This window comes from Saccharomonospora sp., from assembly GCF_027317685.1.
GTDB lineage: Bacteria > Actinomycetota > Actinomycetes > Mycobacteriales > Pseudonocardiaceae > Saccharomonospora.
This window is the reverse complement of sequence record NZ_DAHVQP010000022.1, coordinates 84,301-107,530: the sequence shown is the minus strand read 5'-3', so window position 1 is coordinate 107,530 and position 23,230 is coordinate 84,301. Positions and strand designations below refer to the sequence as shown.

General features: G+C 68.1%; 19 protein-coding genes. 5 read left to right on the top strand and 14 right to left on the bottom strand.

The genetic code is table 11. The features are described from left to right. Positions 1 to 414 precede the first annotated feature (414 nt). Positions 415 to 1,758, bottom strand: coding sequence for a type I glutamate--ammonia ligase (glnA, locus tag M7H19_RS02160; RefSeq protein ID WP_298176401.1), 1,344 nt, complete (start codon positions 1,756 to 1,758; stop codon positions 415 to 417). A 116-nt stretch (positions 1,759 to 1,874) separates the two neighbouring features. Between glnA and M7H19_RS02155 the strand changes: the two genes are divergently transcribed. Beyond that, positions 1,875 to 2,588, top strand: a complete 714-nt coding sequence (locus tag M7H19_RS02155) for an LppX_LprAFG lipoprotein (protein WP_298176398.1) — start codon at positions 1,875 to 1,877, stop codon at positions 2,586 to 2,588. A gap of 49 nt (positions 2,589 to 2,637) precedes the next feature. On the opposite strand, the gene M7H19_RS02150 is transcribed toward M7H19_RS02155, so the two are convergent. Continuing rightward, the gene (locus M7H19_RS02150) at positions 2,638 to 4,212 is read right to left on the bottom strand and encodes an alpha/beta hydrolase (RefSeq protein ID WP_298176396.1); all 1,575 of its coding nucleotides are present in this window, start codon (positions 4,210 to 4,212) and stop codon (positions 2,638 to 2,640) included. 100 nt (positions 4,213 to 4,312) lie between these two features. Between M7H19_RS02150 and secA2 the strand changes: the two genes are divergently transcribed. Beyond that, positions 4,313 to 6,646, top strand: coding sequence for an accessory Sec system translocase SecA2 (secA2, locus tag M7H19_RS02145; protein ID WP_298176393.1), 2,334 nt, complete (start codon positions 4,313 to 4,315; stop codon positions 6,644 to 6,646). Between the two features lie 22 nt (positions 6,647 to 6,668). Next, positions 6,669 to 8,390, top strand: a complete 1,722-nt coding sequence (locus tag M7H19_RS02140; RefSeq protein WP_298176391.1) for an NAD+ synthase — start codon at positions 6,669 to 6,671, stop codon at positions 8,388 to 8,390. Between the two features lie 44 nt (positions 8,391 to 8,434). Here M7H19_RS02140 and M7H19_RS02135 read toward each other — a convergent pair whose 3' ends face one another. Both M7H19_RS02135 and M7H19_RS02130 read right to left on the bottom strand, forming a co-directional pair. Beyond that, the gene (locus M7H19_RS02135; RefSeq protein ID WP_298176387.1) at positions 8,435 to 9,010 is read right to left on the bottom strand and encodes a DinB family protein; all 576 of its coding nucleotides are present in this window, start codon (positions 9,008 to 9,010) and stop codon (positions 8,435 to 8,437) included. Continuing rightward, positions 8,998 to 9,708, bottom strand: a complete 711-nt coding sequence (locus M7H19_RS02130) for a hypothetical protein (RefSeq protein WP_298176384.1) — start codon at positions 9,706 to 9,708, stop codon at positions 8,998 to 9,000. The genes M7H19_RS02135 and M7H19_RS02130 overlap by 13 nt, the downstream gene beginning before the upstream one ends. A 190-nt stretch (positions 9,709 to 9,898) precedes the next feature. Between M7H19_RS02130 and panB the strand changes: the two genes are divergently transcribed. Together panB and pip are read left to right on the top strand one after the other, a co-directional pair. Continuing rightward, positions 9,899 to 10,798, top strand: a complete 900-nt coding sequence (panB, locus tag M7H19_RS02125) for a 3-methyl-2-oxobutanoate hydroxymethyltransferase (RefSeq protein ID WP_298176382.1) — start codon at positions 9,899 to 9,901, stop codon at positions 10,796 to 10,798. A 65-nt stretch (positions 10,799 to 10,863) separates the two neighbouring features. Further along, positions 10,864 to 11,853: a prolyl aminopeptidase gene (pip, locus tag M7H19_RS02120; RefSeq protein WP_298176379.1), complete on the top strand. Its 990-nt coding sequence runs from the start codon at positions 10,864 to 10,866 to the stop codon at positions 11,851 to 11,853. Between the two features lie 14 nt (positions 11,854 to 11,867). On the opposite strand, the gene M7H19_RS02115 is transcribed toward pip, so the two are convergent. From M7H19_RS02115 to M7H19_RS02070, 10 genes are all read right to left on the bottom strand, one after another. Further along, entirely contained in the window at positions 11,868 to 12,653 is a 786-nt protein-coding gene (locus M7H19_RS02115) for a helical backbone metal receptor (protein WP_298176378.1), read from the bottom strand. Positions 12,654 to 12,713: 60 nt separating this feature from the next. Continuing rightward, entirely contained in the window at positions 12,714 to 12,935 is a 222-nt protein-coding gene (locus M7H19_RS02110; protein ID WP_298176375.1) for a hypothetical protein, read from the bottom strand. A gap of 23 nt (positions 12,936 to 12,958) precedes the next feature. Beyond that, on the bottom strand, positions 12,959 to 13,963 hold the full coding sequence (locus tag M7H19_RS02105) for a hypothetical protein (protein ID WP_298176372.1): 1,005 nt from the start codon (positions 13,961 to 13,963) through the stop codon (positions 12,959 to 12,961). Positions 13,964 to 13,974: 11 nt separating this feature from the next. Further along, positions 13,975 to 14,964 (bottom strand): C40 family peptidase, encoded by a 990-nt coding sequence (locus tag M7H19_RS02100; protein WP_298176369.1) that lies wholly within the window; start codon positions 14,962 to 14,964, stop codon positions 13,975 to 13,977. 7 nt (positions 14,965 to 14,971) lie between these two features. Continuing rightward, entirely contained in the window at positions 14,972 to 15,586 is a 615-nt protein-coding gene (locus M7H19_RS02095; protein ID WP_298176366.1) for a hypothetical protein, read from the bottom strand. A gap of 9 nt (positions 15,587 to 15,595) precedes the next feature. Continuing rightward, positions 15,596 to 17,635: a magnesium transporter gene (locus M7H19_RS02090; RefSeq protein ID WP_298176363.1), complete on the bottom strand. Its 2,040-nt coding sequence runs from the start codon at positions 17,633 to 17,635 to the stop codon at positions 15,596 to 15,598. Then, entirely contained in the window at positions 17,632 to 20,655 is a 3,024-nt protein-coding gene (locus M7H19_RS02085; RefSeq protein ID WP_298176361.1) for an ATP-binding protein, read from the bottom strand. The genes M7H19_RS02090 and M7H19_RS02085 overlap by 4 nt, the downstream gene beginning before the upstream one ends. A gap of 3 nt (positions 20,656 to 20,658) precedes the next feature. Next, the gene (locus M7H19_RS02080; protein WP_298176357.1) at positions 20,659 to 21,138 is read right to left on the bottom strand and encodes a hypothetical protein; all 480 of its coding nucleotides are present in this window, start codon (positions 21,136 to 21,138) and stop codon (positions 20,659 to 20,661) included. 15 nt (positions 21,139 to 21,153) lie between these two features. Continuing rightward, the gene (locus M7H19_RS02075; RefSeq protein WP_298176355.1) at positions 21,154 to 21,423 is read right to left on the bottom strand and encodes a hypothetical protein; all 270 of its coding nucleotides are present in this window, start codon (positions 21,421 to 21,423) and stop codon (positions 21,154 to 21,156) included. Between the two features lie 808 nt (positions 21,424 to 22,231). Beyond that, positions 22,232 to 23,092, bottom strand: coding sequence for a hypothetical protein (locus M7H19_RS02070; protein ID WP_298176353.1), 861 nt, complete (start codon positions 23,090 to 23,092; stop codon positions 22,232 to 22,234). Between the last annotated feature and the right edge of the window lie 138 nt (positions 23,093 to 23,230).

Sequence of the window (23,230 nt, the reverse complement as noted above, 5' to 3'; positions counted from 1 at the left end):
GGATCAAACTCTCCAACAATGAACTTGATCCGACGACTCAAACAGTCATCTCAAAGAAACCCACAAAAGGGCACAAAAAATCACTACTAGCTGACAATCACTAGCACACTGTTGAGTTCTCAAACAACACACAAAGTATGTCCTGGTTATCTCCCCAGAGGCACACCGCACCGCAACAACCACAACGGATTACAGTCACGGATTGCGGCCCCTCACCTGGGAGGCCGACCAGTTACATTACCCGGTGCGTTCCGCGCTGTCAAACCCTCTCAGGTCTGACCCGCTCGCCCCGGTCGTCCCTGGCGACAAAGAGAAGATTACACACCCCCAAAACCCACCCAAACAGGGGGGTCCCCAAACCACAAAACCCCAGCTCAAAGCGCTTTATCCCGCCGAGCCTCGCTGATGCGCCCCTCAGAGCACCGGGAGCAGAGTCCGAAGCTCGTACGGAGTCACCTCGCTGCGGTAGTTGTCCCACTCGACCCGCTTGTTGCGGAGGAAGAAGTCGTAGACGTGCTCACCGAGCGCCTCGGGCAGCAACTCGGAGCGCTCCATCTCCCCCAAGGCCTCACCCAGGTTCTGCGGCAGCTCCGGGTACCCGGCGGCCTTGCGCTCGGCGTCGGACAGGCTCCAGATGTTGTCCTCGGCGGGCGGGGGCAGCTCGTAACCCTGCTCGATGCCTTTCAGCCCGGCCGCGAGGATCACCGAGTACGCCAAGTACGGGTTACACGCCGAATCCGGAGTGCGGATCTCCACGCGACACGACGACGCCTTGCCCGGGGAGTACATGGGAACCCGCACCAACGCCGAACGGTTCGCCCTACCCCACGACACCGTTGTGGGAGCCTCCCCGCCCTGGATGAGTCGCTTGTACGAATTCACCCACTGGTTCGTGACCGCGGAGATCTCCCGCGCATGGTGCAGCAGGCCCGCGACGAACGCCTTACCGGTGGCGGACAGCTCGTACGGATCCTCCGGGCTGTGGAACGCGTTTCGATCCCCCTCGAACAGCGACACGTGCGTGTGCATGCCCGACCCGGGCTGATTACTGAACGGCTTGGGCATGAAAGTGGCGCGCACGCCCTGCATGAGCGCGACCTCCTTGATGACGTAGCGGAACGTCATCACGTTGTCGGCCATCGTCAGCGCGTCCGCATAACGCAGATCGATCTCCTGCTGACCTGGCGCGCCCTCGTGGTGGGAGAACTCGACGGAGATCCCCATCTCCTCCAAAGCCTCGATGGCATGGCGGCGGAAATGAGTGGCCGTGGCGTGACTGGCCTGATCGAAGTACCCACCGTTGTCGGCGGGCTCGGGCTCCCGCCCGTCCATAGGCAGGTTCGCCAGGAGGAAGAACTCGATCTCCGGATGCACATAGCACGTGAAACCCGCCTCGCTCGCCTTGGCGAGCTGGCGCCGCAACACATGCCGCGGATCCGCCCACGACGGCGACCCGTCCGGCATCGCGATGTCACAGAACATCCGCGCCGAATAACGCTCGCCGTCCTCGGTTTCCCACGGCAACACCTGGAACGTGGAGGGATCCGGTTTGGCGATCATGTCGGACTCGTACACCCGGGCGAAGCCCTCGATCGCCGAACCGTCGAACCCGATGCCCTCGGAGAACGCGCCCTCGAGTTCGGCGGGAGCCACAGCGACCGACTTCAGAAAACCGAGGACGTCGGTGAACCACAGTCGCACGAACCGGATGTCCCGCTCCTCCAGCGTGCGCAGCACGAATTCCTGCCGGCGATCCATGTCGCGACCCTATGCGCGCAGTGTTAAAGCCATGTTTCAAGACCGCTTCCGCCCCCTGTAGGGGTGACACCCGACCTTCTCACCACGGCGAGAAACGCCCGGATACCGTAAACCGCATGCAACTCCGCCGGCTCGCACAAGTCCTTCTCGCCGCGCTTGCCACGTCCGCTTCGCTGACGGCTTGCTCGGGCAACCCCGACAACACGGGACCGTTGCCGGAAGGACAGCGGTTGGTGGACGCGGCGGCCGAGAACCTGCGTGACCTGACGAGTGTGGCCTTCGAGCTCGACATCAGCGGAGCGATACCGGGCCTGCCAGTACGGAAGATCGAGGGCGTCGCCTCGCGGACGGAAAGCCCGAACGGCACCGCCAGCGGCGACGCCGACATGCAGCTCGAAACCGAACGCGTCCGGTACGAATTCGCCCTCGACAGTGACGTTCTCCGACTGACCGACTCGGACGGCGAGACAGTGGAGAAGGCGATGCCGGACACCTACACCCCCGCGCGCCTACTCGACCCCGAACAAGGAATGCGGCAGCTGCTCACCGAGGCCGAGGGACTCGAAACCGAGACGCGCGAGCAACTCGGCGACGTCGAGACCTACCGCGTCGACGGCGATCTCTCGCGGGAGGCGATCTCGGCCGTGGTGCCGGCCGTGCACGACGACGTGGACGTCAAGTTCTGGATCGCGGACGGCACCGACCAGCTCATGAGGATCTGGATTCAGGTGCCGCCGCGCAAGGAGAACGAGGGCGCGGTGCAGGTGCAACTGGTGCTCACCGAGCACAACACGGCCGAAGCCTCCACAGCCTCCGCTCGGCGTTCCTGAGCTCTCGACGGGATTCCCCCGCGAAACGACACCGTCCGCGCCCCCGCACTCATCCGCAGCGAGTGCCCTCCGGCGGCAGGGTTCCCTCCACGAGGTAGGCCGTGCCCGCCTCGTCGACACACTGGTTGCCCGCCGTCAGAAACGCCGTGTGCTGGGCGCCTTCGAACGTGAGCAGCCTGCCGCCGATCGCCTCGGCGAGATTGACCCCCGCCTGGTACGGAGTGGCCGGATCGTCGGTCGACGAGATCACCAGCGCCGGTGGGATGCCTTCGACGTCGGGCAGGTGAGGCTCGGATGTGTGCTCGACCGGCCAGAACGCGCACGCGTCCCTGGCCGATGACGGAGGCAGACCGGGATCGAGGAACTCGGCCAGTTCCAGGTACCGCGCCTGCGCTTCCTCGATCTTCGCCTGGTCGGTCACGGGCGGATCGTCGACGCAGCGGATGGCGACGAGTCCCTCCTGCGTGGAGGAGTACTTCCCGTCCGGGCCACGCTCGTAATACGTGTCGGCCAACGCCATCAACATGGCACCGTTGTCCTGCTTCAGACCGTTCAGCCCCTGATTGAGCGTGGGCCAGAGCTGCTGACTGTAAAGCGCCGCCACGGTGCCGGTGGTGGCGTCGTCGTACGTCAGAACCCGGCCGTCGGGCAACGTCACTGGCTCGTCCAGCAGCGGCCTGACGAGTCCCTGGTACGCCTCCACCGCCTTGCCCGAGTCCCGGCCGAGCGCGCAGTCGTTCCGGGACACACACCACTCGACGAACCTGTCGAAGGTGTTGCCGAAGCCCTCGGCCTGCCCGACGAGCGAGTCCAGCATGTCCTGCTCGGGGTCGATCGCACCGTCGAGGAGCAATGCGCGGACGTTGCCAGGGAAGGTCTCGGCGTAGGTGTAGCCGATCCGGGTGCCGTAGGAATATCCCAGGTAGGTCAGCTTCTCGTCACCGAGCGCCGACCGCATGACGTCGATGTCGCGCACCACGTCACGGGTACCGAGGTTGGCGAGCATCTCCTCCCCGTGTTCGGTGCGCTCGGCACACGAACGAGCGAACTCCTTGGCATCCTGTTCGGCGTCGGCGACGTCGTCGACACCGTCCATGCTGCTGGTGTCGGCGCGGTCGGCGTCCATCTCGGCGTCGGTGCGGCACTCGATCACCGGCTCGCTGGCGCCGATACCCCGCGGGTCGAAGCCCACGAGGTCGAAACGTTTCCCCAGCTCGGTGTTCGCGATCGTGCCCGCCAGCTGGGCCGCCGTCATCATCCCGGAACCACCCGGACCACCGGGGTTCAACACCAGCGAACCGATCCGCTGATCGGGATCGCTCGCCTGTTTGCGCAGCAACCCGACGTTGATGGTCTTCCCCTGCGGGGCCTCGTACGACAACGGCACGGTGAGCCTTGCGCATTCCAGCCCGTCGCCGGAGAAGACCTGCCGCGCCATCGCGTCGTCGGCGTACGGCTCACAGTCACCCCAGTCCAGCTGCTGGGCGTAGAAGTTCTCGAACCCCTCGGGCACCGGGCCCGCGGGTGCCTTCGTTTCCTCCGCGCCGTCCGAACCCGAACAGGCCACCGACGAAAGAAGGACGAGGCTCGCCGCCAAGGACAGGTAGCGTTTCCTGGTGCGCACGACTGTGATCGTGCCATTGTCAACGGGGAACCGGGGCACTCCCGGCTACGTTGGGCGTGGCGGGTTGGCATGGCCGTGCCGAGCAGAGGAGGACCACAAGGTGGCGTTGTTGAGCCGGGTCGGAACGAAACTGAAACGGCTGCTGTCGCGCCCTGCCAGCGTGGACCTGGCGCGGTACGAAGCCCTCCTCCCCCGCATCGGTGAGCTGGAACCCGAGCTGGAGAAGCTGTCCGACACCGAACTCACCGAACGCGCGGCCGAGCTCAGAAACGCCGAGAAGGCTCCCGACAATCCCGACGACGTGTTGGTCGAGGTGTGTGTCCTGGGCCGCGAGGCCGCGCGGCGCACGTTGGGAGAACGCCCCTTCGACGTGCAACTGCTGGGCACGATGGGACTGCTCACCGGGCACGTCGTGCAGATGGCCACCGGTGAGGGCAAGACGTTGGCGGGCGCGCTGGCCGCCGCCGGATACGCCCTTCAGGGCAAACGGGTGCACCTCATCTCGGTGAACGACTACCTCGCTCGCCGCGACGCGCAGTGGATGCGCCCCGTCTACGACGCGCTCGGTGTGTCGGTGGGCTGGGTCGAGCCCTCGTCGACCTCCGACGAACGCCGGGACGCCTACCACAGTGAGGTCTGCTACGGCGCGGTCAGCGAGATCGGCTTCGACGTGCTGCGCGACCGGCTCGTGACGTCGGTGGACGACCTCACGCAGACGGAACCGGAGGTCGCCATCGTCGACGAAGCCGACTCGGTGCTCGTGGACGAAGCGCGGGTTCCGCTGGTGATGGCGGGCTCGGTGGACGCGGGCGTGGCCGACGAGGAGGTCGCGCGGATCGTGGGCCGGCTCAGGGAAGGCCTGCACTACGAGACCGACCCCGACGGCCGTAACGCGTGGCTGACGGCGGCGGGTGCCTCGGTGGTCGAGAAAGCGCTCGGCGGCATCGACCTCTACGGCGAATCGGGCTCCGACCGCCTCGCGGCGGTGAACGCGGCCCTGCACGCACACGCGCTGTTGACGAGAGACGTCGACTACCTGATCCGAGACGGCAAGGTGCAGCTCGTCAACGCCTCTCGGGGCCGAGTGGCCGAGTTGCAGCGATGGCCCGACGGCCTCCAGGCCGCCGTGGAGGCGAAGGAACAGCTACCGCCGTCCGAACACGGCGAGATCCTCGACTCGATCACCGTGCAGGCCCTGATCGCGCGGTATCCGCAGGTGGCGGGGATGACCGGCACGGCCGTGGCCGTGGCCGAGCAGCTGCGCGAGTTCTACAAGCTCGAGGTCGCGGTCATCCCGCCGAACACCCCGAACATCCGAGAAGACCAGCCGCACCGCGTGTTCGTCACTCCGCGCCACAAGCTCAGGGCGATCGTGGAGGAGATCCGCCAGGTGCACGAGACCGGCAGGCCGATCCTGGTGGGCACCCAGGACGTGGCCGAGTCGGAGGAGCTGGCGGAGAAGCTACGCAAAGCCGGCCTGGAATGCGTGGTGCTCAACGCGCGCAACGACGCCGAGGAGGCCTCGGTGATCGCCCAGGCCGGTGTCCACGGCGCGATCACGGTGTCCACGCAGATGGCGGGCCGGGGCACCGACATCCGGCTCGGCGGCGCCGACGGCGCGGACGCCGAACGCGTGGCGGAACTCGGCGGGCTCCACGTCATCGGCACGGCGCGCTACCCGAGCAGCAGGCTCGACGACCAGTTGCGTGGCCGCGCGGGACGACAGGGCGATCCTGGCAGTTCGGTGTTCTTCGCCAGTCTCGGCGACGAACTGGTGCTGGCACACGCCCCCGACATCCCGGACGGCATCCCCAGCGACCCGGACACGGGAGAGATCACGGACGCGGCGGCTCATCGGCAGATCAACCATGCCCAACGTGTCGCCGAGGGCGTCGACCTGGAGATACACCGCAACACGTGGCGATACACCAGGCTCATCGAGCACCAGCGCGCCGAGCTGCTGACCTACCGCGACGAGATACTGCGCACCGAGAAGGCCACCGCGCTGCTGCGGGAGGCCGAGCCGGACCGGTGCGCCGAGCTCGCCGAATCGGTGGGCGAGGACACGCTCGATCGCGTGTGTCGCGAGATCGTGTTGTTCCACCTGGACCAACTGTGGGCCGATCACCTGGCTTTTCTGACCGAGGTGCGCGAAACCATCCACCTGCGGGCGCTGGCGAAGGAGGCCCCGCTGGACGAGTTCCACCGCACGGCCATCCCGGCGTTCCGCAAGATCCGCGACGAGTTGGAGAAGCGCTCGGCCAAGACACTGGTGAAGGCCGACGTCGCCGATGAGGGGATCGACCTGGCCCGGGCCGGGGTGCGGAGACCGACCTCCACGTGGACCTACCTCGTGCAGGACAACCCGTTCGACTCCGACGCCGAACAAGCACTCAAGAAGGTGAGGAGCACACTGCGCAAGAAGCGCTCCTGACCGGGTGGGTGAGAATGAGGGCATGCCACAACTGCGCATCGCCCTGGCCCAGGTGAACACCACCGTCGGTGACCTGAGCGGCAACTCCGACCTCGTCGTCGAGTGGACACGGCGGGCCGCGGCGGAGGACGCCCACGTCGTGGTCTTCCCCGAGATGACGCTGCCGGGTTACCCGGTGGAGGACCTCGCGCTGCGGAGCGCGTTCACCGAGGCGTCCCGAACGGCCGTCACCGAACTCGCCCGCACCGTGGCCGACGCCGGGTACGGCGATGTCTGCGTCGTCGTCGGCTACCTCGACGCCGACGAGGGTGGACCCCGTAACGCCGTCGCCGCGTTGTACCGGGGCGAGGTCGTGGCCACGCAGTACAAGCACCACCTGCCCAACTACGGCGTGTTCGACGAGCGCCGGTACTTCGAACCGGGCACAGCGCTCACCGTGCTGCGCGTGCACGGCGTCGATCTCGGCATGGCGATCTGCGAGGACCTGTGGCAGGAGGGCGGCCCCGTGACGGCACTGGGCGCATTCGGCGTGGACCTGGTGCTCGCGCCGAACGCCTCGCCGTACGAGCAGGGCAAAAGTGACATCCGGCTGCCGTTGGTGACTCGACGTGCCGCCGAGGCGAAGGCCCCGGTGGTCTACACCAACCTAGTCGGCGGGCAGGACGACCTGGTGTTCGACGGTGGATCGATCATCGTCGACGCGGACGGGGTGCTGCTGGCCCGGGCGCCGCAGTTCACCGAACACCTGCTCGTCGTGGACCTCGACCTGCCGGAGCGGCGGCGAACGAGGAGCGAGACCGGGGTGGAGGGTTTCGCCGTGCGGCACCGCGTACTCAGCGACACGCCGCTCGACCCCTACCCGGTCACGTACCGGCCCGAGCTCGCCGAACCGCTGTCCGACGAGGCGGAGATCTGGTCGGCCCTGGTCACGGGCCTACGGGACTACGTCCGCAAGAACAACTTCCGTTCGGTCCTCCTCGGATTCTCCGGTGGGATCGACTCGGCCGTGGTGGCCGCGCTCGCCGCCGACGCGCTCGGAGGCGACGCCGTGCACGGGGTGTCGATGCCGTCGAAGTACTCCTCCGCGCACTCGCGTTCCGATGCCGCCGACCTCGCGCGCCGTCTCGGCTGCCATTTCCGGGTGGAATCGGTGGAGAACATGGTCGCGGCCTACGTCGACCAGCTTCGGCTCGAAGGGGTGGCCGAGGAGAACATCCAGGCGCGGGTGCGCGGCATGCTGCTGATGGCGCTGTCCAACCTGAATGGCCACCTGGTCCTGGCGACGGGCAACAAGACCGAGCTGGCGGTGGGGTACTCCACGATCTACGGCGATGCCGTCGGCGGGTTCGCACCGATCAAGGACGTGTTCAAGACACAGGTGTGGGAACTGGCCCGCTGGCGCAACGCGGAAGCCGAGAAACGCGGGGAGACACCACCGATCCCGCCCAACTCGATCACGAAACCACCGTCGGCGGAGCTGCGGCCCGGCCAGCTCGACACCGACTCACTGCCCGATTACGCGTTGCTCGACGACATCCTCGACAACTACGTGGGAGGCGATCGCGGGTTCGCCGACCTGCTGGAGGCGGGATTCGACGCGGAGACCATCGACCGTGTGGTGCGGATGGTGGACCGTGCCGAATACAAACGCAGGCAGTACCCGCCCGGTCCCAAGATCACCTTCAAGGCGTTCGGCCGCGACCGCAGGCTGCCCATCACCAGCGCCTGGCGTGAGGCTCACTGACCTTCTTCGTCGGAAACCGTCCTCCGGCCGGGCACGAACCCGCCTCATCCCGCCTCACCGGATCGCCGCGGTGTCCACGGCTTCAGCCACGGCGTCTCGGGCCAACCCTCGGCGGCGGCCATCAGCGGGAACGCCGTGGCACCGTCGAGGGATTCCCGGATGATGTCGGCATGACCGGCGTGCCGGGCGGTCTCCTCGATGAGATGCAACAACACCCACCGCACCGACCAGGCGTCGACGTCGTCCGGGAACCACGGCACGTCCCGCGGCACGGGCACCGGACGGCTCAGATCGTCGATGCCGACGATGATCCGCTCGGTGCGGGTGGCCACCGTCTCGTACTCGCCGATGAGGTCGGCGAGGGTTTCCCAGGGCTCCAAACGCAGGTCGTCACCGGGATCGGTGATCTCGTCCCCCACCACCAGGTCCAGCCAGGCACGTTCGGTGTGGCTGACGTGTTTGATGATGCCGCCCACACTCAGCGAACTCACCGTGGGCGTGGCCCTGATCTGCTGTTCGGTCAGCCCATACGCGGTCAGACACAGTACGTAGCGCTGCTGCGCGAGGTAGTCGAGCAGGCCCTCGCGCTCATCGGCGACCGGACCGGTCATTCCGGGCATGGCCCGACCCTCTCCCGCGCGCGATCGCGTCGAGACGCCCCGAAGGGCCGCGTGACGCCCTTGCCGAGTACATAGGCCGCGCCCACGGCGAGCAACGCGGAACCCGTGACGATCTGCACCCGCACCGCCAAGCCCACGAACCACCCGAGGGCGAACCACCCGAGGACGATAACCACCGCCCAGGTGGCGAGCTGGATCACGAACAGCGTCCAAACGGCCGTACGCCACCGGCCGTGCCACCACGCCGCCACTATCGCGGGACTGACGAGATACTGCACGGCCGGCAACAACACCGAACCCTGGACGGTGCGTTCGACCGGCGAGTCGCACAGACCGGACGGCGTGGGCACGCATTCCGGAGGGAACGCCGCCCGTAACAGCAGGAACACGCCGGATGCGAACAGCACAGCCACGGTGAGCCTGCTCAACCAGTGCACGGGTGCGATGCGCAGCAGCGGAGGAGAGACCACGACGAAGGCGCCCCCGGCGACCCAGTCGGCGACACGGAACACGTCCCGGTACGGCTGGTGCTCGGCAAGCAGATACGCCGGGAGCACGCGCCACGGAGACAGGGCCGTGTCGAGCAGGAACTCGGCGAGAAACCCCAGATGAGCCACGGCGCCGAGAAGCATCAGCACCGCGGTGAGCCTGCGCACCGCGGGCAACGGCGGCGCGGCACGGTGCTGAGCTGACAGCATGGCGAGTTACATACCACGCATCACGCTTTCGTGGTAGTCGACCGGTCACTCTGAGCGGTCGACACGCTCGTTGTGAAGCTCGTCGCAGCGCACTTGGGGAGTATTTCAAGCCAATGGGACGCTGGTAGGCGCAAACGATCCACGACCCGGGGACCGGCGAACGGCCTCGAGGGAAGGACGGTCGACAGCGATGTCACAGGACAATGCGCAACCCGCGCCCCAGGACTCGGCGGAAACCCCCGCCCCCTACGGTGCCGCACCCGGCACACCCGCCGAATCGGCGACGCCGCCGCGTAAACGAGTCCGCATCCACCATCTGCGGGAGCTGAAAGAGCGGGGCGAGCCCTGGCCCATGCTCACCGCCTACGACACCTACACAGCCCGACTGTTCGACGAGGCGGGCATCCCGGTGCTGTTGGTGGGCGACTCGGCCGCCAACACGGTGTACGGCTACGAATCCTCGCTGCCGATCACGGTGGAGGAGATGCTGCCACTGGTCCGGGCCGTGACGCGCTCGGTGTCGAAGGCACTCGTGGTGGCCGACCTGCCGTTCGGCTCCTACCAGGTGTCCCCCGAGCAGGCCGTGGCCACTTCGGCACGGTTCATGAAGGAAGGCCGCGCCCACGCCGTCAAACTGGAGGGCGGCCGAAAGTTCGCGCCTCACGTGGAAGCGGTGACCACGGCCGGTGTCCCGGTGATGGGCCACATCGGCTTCACCCCACAGAGCGAGCACAACCTCGGTGGCTATCGCGTCCAAGGCCGCGGTGACACGGGCGACGCCCTCATCGCCGACGCTCTGGCCCTGCAGGACGCGGGCGCGTTCGCGGTGGTGATGGAGATGGTGCCCGCCGAGATCGCCAAGCAGATCACCCATGAACTGCACATCCCCACCGTGGGCATCGGGGCGGGACCGGACTGCGACGCGCAGGTGCTCGTGTGGCAGGACATGGCCGGGCTGCGCACCGGCCGCGTACCCAGGTTCGTCAAGCAGTACGCCGACCTGGCCGGAGAGCTGACCAACGCGGTGAAGACGTTCGCCGAGGAGGTACGCGGAAGGACGTTCCCCACACCCGAGCACACATTCCACTGAGCGACACTGCTATGAACGACCCGGCGCCTTCGACGGTGCCGGGTCGTCGGGTGGAAGGTGTCGAGATGTCGGAAACCGGGTCACAGACCAAGCCGGAACCGCTGTATCCAGCGATCGCTCCGCACGAACAGGGCATGTTGGACGTCGGGGACGGCAACCATGTGTACTGGGAGGTCAGCGGCAATCCCGAGGGCAAACCCGTGGTGGTGTTACACGGCGGTCCCGGTAGCGGCAGCAACCCCCTCACCCGCAGACACTTCAACCCTTCCGTGTACCGGATCGTGCAGTTCGACCAGCGCGGGTCGGGCCGCAGCACACCTCACGTGAGCGACCCCGACGTCGACCTGTCGGTCAACACCACCTGGCATCTCGTGGCCGACATGGAGAAGCTGCGCGAACATCTCGGCATCGACTCCTGGCAGGTGTTCGGCGGCTCGTGGGGCGCCACGCTCGCACTGGCCTACGCCGAGAAACACCCGTCCCGGGTCAGTGAGCTCGTGCTGCGGGGAGTGTTCACCGCCCGAGCCTCCGAGCTCGACTGGCTCTACAACGGCGGCGCCGGACACCTATTCCCCGAGCAGTGGCAGCGTTATGTGGAAGTGGTGCCGCCGTCGGAGCGGGACGACCTGCTCGCGGCCTACCGGGCACTGGTCGACGGGCCCGACCGGGCCGTGGCCGAACGGGCGGCCGTGGCGTGGAGCGCGTGGGAGGGCGCGATCGTCTCGACCATCCCCCAGCCGAGTTTCCTCGCCAGCTACAGCGCACCGGCCTTCGCGGTGCCGTTCGCGCGGATCGCGTTGCATTACTTCACGCACCGCGCATGGTTGGCCGAAGGCCAACTGCTGCGCGACGCCCACCGCCTCGCGGGTATCCCCGGCCGCATCGTGCAGGGTCGCTACGACGTCGTCTGCCCTCCGACCACGGCGTACGAACTGCATCGGGTGTGGCCGGACTCGACGTTGACCATCCTGGAGAACGCCGGACACGCCGTGACCGATCCTGGCGTGCTCATGGCGCTGCGGAACGCCACCGACACCTTCGCCGGTCGGCGATGACGACCGTGACCGCGCTATCGCGCCCCGAGGTCGGCGAAGGCCGCTGAAAGCTCCTTCCGAGCCTCGACCAACGACGGGCCGTACCAGTTGAGCAGCCGCCCGGACACCAACACGTACGGCACCCCGGGAAAATGATCGGGCCCGTCGGCGTCGGTGAACTCGTACGGCTCGTCGGGCAGGACCAACAGGTCCGCCTCTCCCCTGTCGAAACGGGCACGCAGGTCGTCCAACGTCGGCCGCGGATACCGGTCGGCGTCCTCGGGGTCGTCGGCGTAGACGTTGTGGACCCCGAGCCTGCGCAGGATGTCCCCTCCGAAGGTGTCGCGGCCCAGCACCACCCACGGTTTACGCCACACCGGGACCACAGCCCGCGCCCGTATCGACTGGGTCTCCCGCCACGTGTCCTCGGACTCGACGAGCCACGCGGGCGCCTCCACTTCGAACACCCGCGTGAACAACGTCCGCAACGACTCCAACGCCATGGGCACCGTCTCGGGCGCCGCCATCGCCCACACGGGCACGCCCGCTTCCCGGAGCCTGCGCACGTCCTCGAGGCGGTTCTCCTCCGAGTTGCCCAGCACCAGGTCGGGCGCGCAGTCGAGCACAGCGTCGACCTTCGGGTACTTCGACCCGCCCACCCGCGCCACGTCCAGGTCGGCGGGATGCGTGCAGTAATCCGTGGCCCCGACCAAGACGTCCGGCACGGTCGTGGCCACCGCCTCCGTCAGCGACGGCACCAGCGACACCACCCGCTTCGGCGGCCCGGACAGCGGAACCTCGGCACCCAGATCGTCTTTCACGCCCTGTACCCCATCAGCTCGTCGATCAGCCCGTCAACCAGCTCGTCGTCCCGCTCGTCCTCACTGCTCGTCGAAATCCTCCCCCTCCCATTCGGCCTCTTCCTTGTCGGCCCGTTTGGTACGTTCACGGGCGATCTCCAGAGCACGCCGGGCGGTGGCCTCGTCCGGGTACGGCCCCATAAGGTCGATGGCTCGCGACAACTCGCCGTGTTCGACCTCGCCGGTCCGCGTGTTGTACCACCAGCCCGACGGCGGGTTCGGGTCCTTGCGTTTGGCTGCCATGTCGTCAGCGTCGCATGGACCGCTCAACGACGGTAGCGGTACGGGATCTCCGTCGGTTCGTCACCCGTGGGGCCGAACTCCGGTTCCACCGAGTCGCCGGGTGACTGCTCACCCTCGGCTCGTGCCTCCTGGACTCCCCGGACCTCCGCTGTCTTCCCGCCGGCTTCGGCCGAGTCGTCGAACCAGCCGCGTCCACCGTCGGAACCGGTCGGCATGTCAGGCCCGGCCGACTGCGTGGGCTCCACGGACCCGGGTGGTTGCGACACCGGCGGCTGGGGCACAGACGGCTGGGACACGGGTGGCTGTGACACGGACGGCGCGGTGGGCGGTGGCGGTAGTGGCGGCGCCGTGGCAGCGCGGGTGGGAGTGGTGGTGCGCCACACCGGCTGCGGGCCGATGTTCATCGGTGCCGCTCCCGGTTGCGCTCGCCTCCGCTCGACTTGGCCGTTTTCCGGAGTGGCCGCGGTTTTCTCGGCTTCCCCGGCTTCCTCGACTTCCCCGCCCTCACCGGCCTTGCCGGACTCACCTGGCTCGCCGGAGCGACGCAGGATCGGATCGAGACACGGCACGAGCACCACGGTGCTCTCCGGGTCCTCCACGCGCCGACCGGTGCGATCGCGGTAGACCAGCTCGCCGTCGGCATCGAGCTCCACGAGGTAACCGGCCTCGGCGAGCTGCTCCTCGTCGAGGTCGACCAGACGCTCGGACCGGGAAGGCACCACGCGATAAGTCGGCCACGACAAGCCACCGTGGACCTCGTGGAACTGGGTGAGTAACGACGCCATCTGCTGCTGCCAGGGCAACGGCATGTTCTCGGCCAACGAACGCGGCAGCACCACGTAGTTCTCCGTGACCCCCGGTGCGCCCTCGCCGAGCCGATCGGCCAACGGTGTACTCGAGGCAGGAGGACGCGCCTGACGGACCGGACGTGCCGGCTGCGGCATGTCGAACATGGCTTCGACATCCAACGCCTGCGGCACCACGACCGGGCTCTTCGCCCTTCTGCGCCTACCCCACTTCCTGGCCACGCGCCTCCTCCTCACACACCCGGCCGCACCGCCTGCGGCACAAGACCCGGCTCGTCCCAGGAGATCGCCCGCGTGTGCACAGGAACCCCGGACTGCTGCGCCTCCACGATCTCGCCGTTGCCCAGATACATGGCGACGTGGTGAATGGTCGTCGGATCGGACGAGTCGTACGCCCAGAACACCAGATCACCCGGCTGCGCCTCCTCCACGGGCAACATCGCGCCCGCCCGGTACTGGTCCTTGGACACTCGTGGCAGCAGGATGCCCGCCGACTCGTACGCCCGCATCATCAGTCCGGAACAGTCGTAAGCATCCGGACCCTCCGCGCCCCACACGTAGGGGTCGCCCTGCTCGGACAACGCGAACTCGATGGCCCGGCCCGCCTCTTCGTTGGGAGGCAACGCCGCGCCCAGTCCCTGACCACAACCGGTGGCGTCGGGCACCTCGCCCAGGGTTTCGACCAGGTACACCGCCATCGGCTCCCAACGGTGATAGCGATCGGGAAACGCCGAACGCTCCACCGCCTGTGCCGCGTCACCGGGCCGCATGCCCTCCCAGTCGGGAATCGACTCCAAGACGTCGTAGAACTTGTTGACCGCGTAGGCCGGGTCGGTGACCTGGTCGGGCGTGCCCCAACCCATAGACGGTCGCATTTGGAAGATGCCGAGGGAGTCACGGTCGCCGTAGTTCAGATTGCGCAGTCCCGACTCGGTCATGCCCGCTTGGATAGCGACCTGCCATGCCCTCGGCGAGAGGTCACGCTCCCGGCCCAGGGAGATGATGAGCGACACCGTGTCCAACTGTTCGTCGGTGAGCTCGGCCGCGTCGCTCGCGCCTCGGTCCGCCTGCCCGGGCTGGGTGGGGCCGAGCGCGGCATTGCAACTGAGCGACGTGGCGTACGCCGGCGCGCGTCGACTGTCGAGCACCATCACCATCCCCGCCGCCACCAACACGGTCGTGGTCGCGGCGGCGACGAATCCGATCAATAATCCGGCCCGCATTCCGACCTCACCCGCTGTCCTCGCTGTAGTCGGTGACTCGCCACCCGGTGTCGGTCTCGATGACGGTGACCAGCAAAGCCGGTCCGTCGGTAGTGATCTTGACTTGTACTGAACTGGTGTAGGACTCGTGCGCCTCCGGAGCGCCCACGACCTTGGTGGCCGCGATGTTGTCCGGGTCGACCGTACGAAGCTGGGGTAGGAACTCCTCCGTGGTGTAGGGGCTCATTCCTTCGAGCCACGTATCCACGGACCCGTCCTCGGGCGGTGTCAGCCAGGCCGCGACCCACTGCTCCGCGACCCGAAGCGCCTCGGGCGCGGGCTCCGCCGAGGTGGGAGTGACAAGTGGTTCGGACAACCTGGTGGGCAGGGTCTCGCGGTCGAGCGTCGGGTCCGCATCCTCGTCGGACCCGCTCGGTGCGCTGTCCGTCGTGGACTCGGGCCTACCGGCCGAGGCCGCACCGACACCACCGTCGCCCGCCAGTCTCGGCACGAGCATGCCCGCGGCGATCATGATCGCCGCGACCAGGATGATCGTGCCCACGAGATGAGTGGGCGAACGCATCGGCCAGCCCCACAACCGCCGATACACCGCGGCCCGACCCCGGTTGGTGCGAATGGGCATCCCGACCCCCTAACGGACCACGCGGTCGGTGTCGCGGTCGTCCCGGACCTCCAGGCCCCGCGACGGCCGGTACAGCACGAACACGGGTTTGCCCGCCACCAACTCGTGCTCCACGCGCCGGGGCTGCGGCACCGCCACCCCCGCCGGGGCCGCGTCCTGCACCACCGGAGGCGGTGTCGGCGACTCCACACCGTCCGACGACAGCCGCGACGGCACCACCACCGGGTCGGAGTCGTACCGGTCCCAACCGTGGTCGGCCACGGATGGCGAATCGACCCGGCGGCCTCCGCCGGAGAGCACCGTCACCGGCTCGCGTGTGCCCATGTAGTCGCCCGGTGATCGGCTCGGGGGGTACCCGGCGAACACACCGGTCTCGTCGTTCCCACCCGCGGGCAACGCCGCCCGATCCCCGGACGACCACAGAGTCGCGGGATGCGCGCCCGAACCCGACCTGGTGTCGAGCCGCTCGGCCGTGGCCACCACCGTCGCTTCCGGACGGTTACGACCACCCGCGAGCACACCACCCGTGCCACGCGTGGCGGCACCGCCCTCGGCGGCGTCCTCCTCGGCGACCGTCTTCCAGAACTCGTCCTGGGGGCTGGGCTGGTCGGCGTTGCGGCGGAAGCGCGAGAACAACCCACCACGGGGACTCGGCACGGCGGCACCGACCATGCCCACCGACATCTCCACCATCTGCCACAACCGCTTGCCCGGCCTGCCCACCATGAACAGCAGAACGGTGATCAACCCGGCGATGACCATCTGCGTCAGCATCGACAGCGAACCGCCCGCCGAGAAGATCGCCCGCAGCAGCAGTGCCTGCACGCCCGCGAGCACCGACAGCACGAGCAGGTTGAACGCCACCGTGCCCACGACTCTGCCCACCCGCCGCAGGATGTCGTGGTGCAGGATCGCGACGAGCCCGATCAGCGGCGCCGTCAACGTGAACAGCCGCACCAGGATCTGCGCCAACAGCACGGCGGCCTTGGCGAACAACTGAAACAGCGCGTAACACAGGCTTTGGAGGAACGCGAGGAAACCCACACCCGTACGGCTGCCGTCCTCGCCGGTGAAGTAGCCGGTGGCGGGGCCGAGTTGGTTCGCGATCGCCTGGTACTCGGCCTTCTTCTCCTCGATCAACGCCTCGTCGGCGTCGTCGCCGTTACGCATCTCCTCCCACGTGAACGCCTGCGCGTCCAGCAGCTCCCTGCCGTATTCCTCGGCCTGCGGCGAGTCGGGCGAACCGAACTCGCCACGCAACCAGTTGTTGTAGACCACCTCGTTGTGCAGGTCGGTGGGCAGGACATCACGGACAATCCGGTTCTCCGCCTCGTCCACGAATCCGGCCTGGATGTTCGTGGTGGTCTGCACGATCGCGTTGTCGATCTCGTCGTAGTAGCGCAGCAACGCCATGGAGGACGCCGCCAACCACACACCGCCGAGCGCGAACAACGCGCGTTTGCTCACCGTGGACAGATCGCCCCGCCAGATGTTGCGGAAGAGCAGGATCGCCAACAGCAGCGCGGCCAGCCCGAACAGCTGGGTGTAGACGTTGTCGTACACCGTCTTCGCGCCCTCGGAAACGGCGTTGTAGATGGGGTTGAGCAGACCGCCTTCCAGCACCGTGTAGTGCAGGGAGTTGGTGGCTCCGACGATGTTCTTGGCGATGTTGAACAGCTGGTTGCCCGTCCACGTGTCGATGGTGGACTCGGGCGAACCGAGACTCAGCGCGCCGCTGTCGCAGTCGTAGACGTGCCACACCATGCCGGCGTAGCTGTAATCGAGGTAGGCGCTGCCGTCCTCGCCATTACCTGCAGGGGGGTCTATCGCCCCCACCATGCCCGCACCGGGACGTTCGGGGTTCGGTGCCTCACAGCCATTCTGCGCCGAGGCGGGTGCGGTGAGCGTCAACTGGAGCCCCAGCACCGCCACCACCATCGCCAGTGCGGGACCTCGCCGTCGCACAGGTCCGCCACGACGGCGCGTCCGAACGGCCCGCCACGCCCACGCGCAGCAGGCCACGGCCACCAACGTCATGATCGTGTTCATGCCGCACCCCTGCCGGTGCCGCCCTTACCGGCTCCCGCGTGCTCCTTCTCCTTCGGCCGGTCGGCGCCACCTGGATCGTCGTCCTGGGGACCGTCCCCGTCACGCCCGGTACCGGCATCGGACTCCGCGCCGATCGCCTCCTTCAGCACGGCCTCCTCGGTGAGCCCGACCTCCAGCTCCGCCGCGCGTTCCAGCTCCTCGTCGAGCTCGTCGCCGGGCGGTTCACCGGAGAACCCGACGGGTGGCACGGTCTCGGCACTCGCGGCGCCGGCCGAGTCCGCAGCCTCCCCGGCATCTCCGGCATCCCCAGCGTCCTCGGCATCCTTGTCGGCCTCCTTGTCGGCCTTGGAAGGTTCGGCCCGGGTGGACTTGCGGTCCTCGGCCGCCGATCCCGGCGTGGTGTCCAACGCGGTGCGGAGGTGGTCGAGATGCGGGCCGGAGAAGTCGACCTTGATGCGTTCCACGCCGCCCGCACCGTCGGCGAAGAGGAACTGCCTGGGCTCGGTGTCACGCTCCACGTCACGCCGCGAACCCGGCCTACGGCCCAGAGCCGCCACCACCTGCTCGTAGCCCACCCCCACGGGGACCTTGAGCAGGCGCAGCGCATCGGCCTGGGTGTCGTCGTCGTCCAGCCGTCCCACGAACACCGAGTCCAGCAGCGCCACGAACCCCTGGATCTTGAGGAAGTCGGCGGGAATCTGAGACGAGAGCAGCACGCGGACGTTCCACTTCCGGGAGTCCCGCGCGAACCGGTTCATCAGCACGCGCCCCGTGGGTACCTCCGACAGGAAGAACGCCTCGTCGATCCAGACGCCCTTGCGCAGTTCCTTCGGCTTCTCGTACACCGACCGCTGGCTGAGCCACGCCGCGAGGTTGAGCATCTCCACGCCGAGTGCCTCGGCGTCGGTCCAGTGCTCCCGGCCCACCCCTTCCTTGGGCAGCGTCAACCCGGCCATCGTCAGCACGGTGAGCCGGTCGTCGCGGGTCTCGGAGTACGGATCCGCGTCGGCCTCCGGGATCAGCAACGACATGCGTTCGCGCAGCTCGTCGAGGAAGTCGGCGACCACGATCGCGTGTTCGTGGTGTTCGCTGGAGTCGCGCCGCAGCGCGTCGATCACCTGTCCCGGGTCTGCGTCGTAGCGGCCCCCCACTCTGCGCACGGCCCGCAACAGCACGATGCGGGTCTGCGGCATGCGCGCCACCTCGTACGGCAGCACTCCGGTGAGCACGTCGAGAACGAGTCGCCTCCGCGTGGCACCGGCGAGTGCGCGCTCACGTCGCCACGCCCGCTCGGGATCGTCCTCGTCCAGGAAGTGTTCGAGCTGCGGCTCGGCCACCACCCGATAAGGGTTGAGGATGCCCGGTTGTGCGTTGAGCAGGTTGATCGGCCGCGCATACGGCCTGATCTCCGGCAGGTCGCACAGTCTCGACAACGGTCCGGAGGGGTCGAGGATCGTCCAGCTCGCGCCCGCCCGCAGTGTCTTGTAGACGATGCCGCCGCCCAGGAACGACTTGCCGCCACCGAGTCCGGCGACCATCGCCGTCAAACCGGAACCGTCGCGGATCTCCTGCGCCATCCACGGGTCCCACGCCACCGGCCTTCGGGTGGCCGTGCAGGTCTCCCCCAACAGGATTCCGCGCCGGTCACCGACCTCCGCCGTCGCGGTGGGCACCGCCGAGGCGGCCCAGACCACCGAACCACGCCGCAGGTAGGCGCCCGACGACAGTGGTTCGCCGGGGATGAATTCCCGCGCCAACGCGTACTGCGCCTCGGGGTGTTCGATGGCGATCTTGGGCTTGTAGAGGTCGAGCAACTGCTGCGCGAGCCGCAGCGCCTCCCGTTCCGTCGAGCCGGACACGGCCAGCCGCCACCACGACCGCACCCGCGTGGCCAGCGCGGTGAATCCGGACGTCATCTCGTCGTCGATCTCCAGCACGCGGGACGCCTGCCGGGCCAACGACTGCGGCGGTTCGAGGTCGTGCTCGTCGGTGTAGTGCTTCACCTGCGAACGGACCTTGTTCATCTGCCGTTGCAGCTCACCGGCGACCTCTTCGGGCGTGCGCACGTAGATGCGGGCCGACCACTCGACGGGAGCGGCCAATCGATCGGAGTGCTGGACCCACGGGTCGTCCACCTCGGGGATCTGCAGACCATGCATCTGCCCCACGGTGAGCACGGCGACGTGTCGGCTCACCCCCGCGTTGGACCCCGTGCGCCCGCGCACCGTGACGGTGGGCGCGTAGGGCTCGCAGTGGAAGTCGGCGGCGTCGGTGAAGCTGGCGAGGTCCTCCGGTTCCCACACCGCCCCCGGTACGGCGGGCAGGTTCCTCGGCGCGGGCAGCCCCAAGGAACAGGAACGGTGCATCAGCCAGGACATCTCCTCGGCGAGCACCGGCCGCCCCTCCAGGCCGGGCGCCCCGATCACCTGGTCGAGATGCTCCACCTCGGAGTCCAGCGCGACCAGCTCGGCGTCCACGGCCTCGGGCAGGATCTTGCGCAGCAACGGCGCCGCTCGCTCGACGGCCCGGTCGACCATGCGACGGGTCTGGACCTGTACCCCCAGGTAGACTTCCTTCTCCGCCATCGACCGGCCCAGCAGCTGCTGCTGTTCGCCCACCAGGTAGTCGTCGAACGACAACGCGCCCGGAATGTCGGCCGGACGGTTGCGTGCGTTGTGGACGTGCGCCTCGGCCCACATCCTGATGGGGTACGGGCGGGTGGTGACACGCAGATGCAACCACCGGCCCTGAAGCTCCGCATACTGGCCCGCGATGGCGGCGATCAGATCGCGACGTTGGGAGTCCGACCGGAACGACCACCGTTGCGGCGCCAGCCGGTACCAGGCGTACACCTCGTGTCCGGTCCGGAGCAGATGCCCGTCGATCGAACGTGCGGCGATGGATGGGGTGTAGGTGGGGATGGCCTGTTCGCCGGGCAGACGCCTGTCTCGACGGCCGCCCTCGGCCTGTTGCGTTTGCGCCGGATACTGGGCCTTCCGGCTACGGCCGCGACCGAACAACGACTACCTCCCGACCGCCGCCGGTGGGCGACGGCGCGCTCGTCCTGGGCTGTCTGGCGGGTACGGGGGCGGCGGTGGTGCCGTGCCGCGCCGGGACCGATCTCGACGTCTGGGGCGCGGTCTGGGCCGCTCTCTGTTCACTCTGATCTTGCTCGCGCTCGCGGCTCCCCCCGTTCCGGTTCTGCGTTCACGCGGTGCGTGGAGCTCGCGCCACCACATGGTGAACACCGCGCCGAGCGGACGTTCGTGGCTGATCTTGGACGTGATGATGTTCGTGAGCGCGATGGTGATGACGAACGCCCACGCCGTGGAGAAGAAATCGAAACCGATGCCGATCTGCCGCTCGACGCTGAGCACCAGGAGGAAGACCGGGATGCCCACACCCCACGCCACGTACCGTGCCCGCCATGGGAAAGTGGCTTTCGGCGGGCCGAGCCAGACCGCGTCGACGCGGTAGATCTCGTCGTCAGTTCGAATGCGCACCGCGCGTGCCCTACGTCAACTCGGATTCGTGAACAGACTTGCCAACCATTCGCCGACGTCGACACCCAGTCCGCTCACGGCGAGACCGACGATGGCGAGAGCGATGACAACGCCCGCGAGCCTGCGCATCACGCCCGCGTTGTCACCTTTACCGCCGCCGAGCCACAGCAACAGCAGCGCGACGGCGAGCAACACGAGTGGAATGATGTTGTCCAGGATCCAGTCACGGACGTTCTCCGTGCCGAGTTCGCCCTGCGCCAACATCGCAAGCGTCATCGTGGTCATCGTGTACTCCCGAGTGCCCGGGGTGTGGTGCGCTGCGCACCGGTGTGCGCCGCGCCGGGTGTCCGGCACATACCGTGTTCAAACAACATCATGGCGTGAGGGCCGGTGGGGGTCAAAGGCCCACGTCCACGCCGTGAACGTCCCACTCGGCCTCCCTGCGTGGTCGTGCACACCGGGACGCACGCGTCCCCCAGCTCGCAGAGGTCATCGGGACGGCGTGCGCTCGACCTACCCGAACGCCGCACGGCATACCAGCGCTCACTCATCCGCGCCGACCTCCCCTCACAGTGTGTGTCACAGCTCCCTCGGTCAGTGACCGCTAAGACAGTGAATCATGTCCGACGGGGAGCGCGAAGAGGAGACCGGAAAGTAGTTCTGACCAGTGTCAGCGAACGGGAGCTTTCGAAGCTTCCGAGTGGTTCTCCCCTCGGGCGGCCACGTCGACCGGACAGACCGATCGATCACACGGCGTGATCTCGGGGCCGTCCGAGCCGGACAGCGCCGACAACTCCGATCACCCGAGCGGGCCCGTCCACGATGACGCTCGACGACACCGCGTCGGGCGGACGTCGACCGCCGACGTGATCGAGAACACTTAGGCCTCGACCGGCCTCGACCTCTCGGGCGGGGCGGGCGAGGACGTTCACGATCCCAACGGCCGCACGTAGCGGACCTCGGTGAAGTACGCGCCCTCGGCGACGGTGCCCGTTCGGCTGTGGCCGTCGGGCTCCCGCCGAATGACACTCACACTCCCCACTCCGCTCACCCGGCCCACTCGGTTCGCATCGGGAAACCCGACGTCACGCACCTACCGCGCGAACAGGTCCCGCGGGATCGCACCGGCCTTGAGCACGGTGCGGGACAGGGGCTTGGCGAGTTCGACGATGCAGCGGGCCTTGTCCTTGCCGAGCAGTCGATACGGGCCCGACGCGGCCTCGTCGGTGCGTTCCTCGATCGCGTCGCGCTGGGCTCGCCCCCGGTCGGTGAGCGCGCCCTCCTCGTCGAGGAGGTCCTGACCGCGCAGCGCGTCCTCGGCGGCGGCCCACTCCTGTTCGCTCCAACCGCGCAGCTTTCTGGCGACGTCGGCGCGGAAGCCCTTGCCGGTGGCGGTGTGGGTGACGATGGCCTGCAGACCGGACAGTCCCTCGGCCACGAGCGCGGCGATGTGTCCGTCACCGCGGAACTCGCGCAACAGAGTGACGCCGTGCCACAACGTGGCGACGGGACCGTCGGGCCAGGCGAGATCGGCGTGCGCAGCGAACAGTGCCCGCCCCTCCGGGGAGCAGTTCTCGGCGGCCTCACGCACCAGGCCCGCGAGTTCGGCCAGCTCCGGCGACTCGGCGGCGTCGCCGAGCAGTCGCCGCAACGCCGATTCGGCGGCCTGGAACCGCAGTTCGACGACCTCGGCCGGGTCGACCAGGCTCCACGCCTTCGGAATGTGGCGCGCCACGAGCCGGGGGTTGAAGTTGTAGAACGTCGCGGTGACCACGCCCGCGCCCACGGGTCCCATCGGCGCTGCTCGACTCGCGAGATACGCCATGCGACCGTCCTCCAGCCCCGCGTCGACGAAGACCCGCTCGACCTCGGGTGAGAAGTAGACGAAGGAATGCAGCGGCTCCAAAGCATTGTGGCAACGCAAGGCGAGTTCGCAGGCAACGGCACGGTCCATGGACCCACACACTAGGCCCGTGCGGGCACGGCGGGAAAGACCGGGAACCCGACCATCCTGTTCGGCCGGTGCGGAGAAGGCCTGGGGACCGCCTGAGCCGCTCGTGCCTCTCATCGAACGCGCGCCCGGTCGAGGAAG